This window comes from Streptomyces sp. NEAU-W12 (assembly GCF_026242095.1).
Classification (GTDB): domain Bacteria; phylum Actinomycetota; class Actinomycetes; order Streptomycetales; family Streptomycetaceae; genus Streptomyces.
Window position 1 is genome coordinate 1 of sequence record NZ_JAPJDM010000090.1, and the last position, 1,347, is coordinate 1,347.

A 1,347-nucleotide genomic window follows, 5' to 3' on the forward strand; every position below is an offset into this window, starting at 1 on the left:
GGGACCTGTCCCCGAGTGGTGGACACCTCTGAGCCCGGCCCCGGCAGGGGCCGGGTAGGAGGCATCTTTTATGGTGATGAAGGTCTACTCGCCCGAGTTCAAGGCGGACGCTGTCGCGCTGTACCTGTCGGACCCGAGCCACACTTTCGAGGGCATCGGTAAAGATCTGGGGATCAGCCGGGAGACACTGCGTAACTGGGTGCGGGCCGAGCAGGCCCGCCATGGCGGGGGCAGCACGACGAGTACGAGCACGGAGAAGAGCACGGTGGATTCCCCGCCGACGGCCGAGGAGCTTCAGGCCGAGAACGAGGCCCTGCGCCGGGAGCTGGCGACAGCGCGCAAAGAGGTGCAGAAACTGGCCACCGAGCGTGACATCCTGCGCAAGGCGACGAAGTTTTTCGCACAAGAGATGACCTGGTGACCAACCGCTTCCAGTTCATCGAGGACCACCACCGCGCCTGGGGCGTGAAGCGGTTGTGCGCCGTGCTGGAGGTCGCCCGCTCCAGCTTCTACAAGTGGCGGGCCGGCCACGAGGCCCGTGCCGTGCGAGAGCGGGCCGATGCCGCTCTCGCCGAGCGGATCAGGGCCGTACACGCCGAGTGGGACGGCACCTACGGCCGCCCCCCGGATCACCGCCGAGCTGCGTGAGGAGGGCGAGCGCGTGAACCACAAGCGCGTCGGGCGGGTGATGCGGAAGTTCGGCATCGCCGGGCTGCGGCTGCGCAAGCGCCAGGTCACCACCGTGCCCGAACCGTCCGCCACCCCGGTACCGGACCTGCTGCGGCGCGACTTCACCGCGAACACGCCGAACACCAAGTACGTCGGCGACATCACCTACCTGCCGGTGGGCGACGGCGATTTCCTGTATCTCGCCACCGTCATCGACTGCTTCTCGCGCCGCCTGGTGGGCTGGTCGATCGCCGACCACATGCGCACCGAGCTGGTCGCCGACGCGCTCCGGTCCGCCGCCCGGGTCCGCGGCAGTCTGGCCGGCGCCGTCTTCCACAGCGATCACGGAGCCCAGTACAGCTCCCGCCAATTCGCTGAGCTGTGCACGCAGTTGGGCGTCAGACAGTCCATGGGGGCGGTCGGTACGAGCGCGGACAACGCACTCGCCGAGTCGTTCAACGCCGCCCTCAAACGCGAGACGCTCCGTGGCGCCCGCCGCTACGACGGGGCCCGGGCCTGCCGCCTGGCCGTCTTCCGCTGGGCCACGCGCTACAACACCCGCCGACGACACTCGGCGAACGGACAGCAGGCACCGAACGCCTACGAACAGCAGTCAGCTACCCTGACACTCGCCGCATAACGATACGAACAGGTGTCCACTCCGCAGGGACAAGGTCC

At 68.4% G+C, this 1,347-nt stretch carries 1 pseudogene; it reads left to right on the top strand.

Features of this window, described 5'->3' with window-relative positions:
• The first annotated feature begins 70 nt into the window (after positions 1-70).
• Positions 71-1,309 (top strand): annotated as a pseudogene (locus tag ORI94_RS35190) (IS3 family transposase).
• Positions 1,310-1,347: the final 38 nt, after the last annotated feature.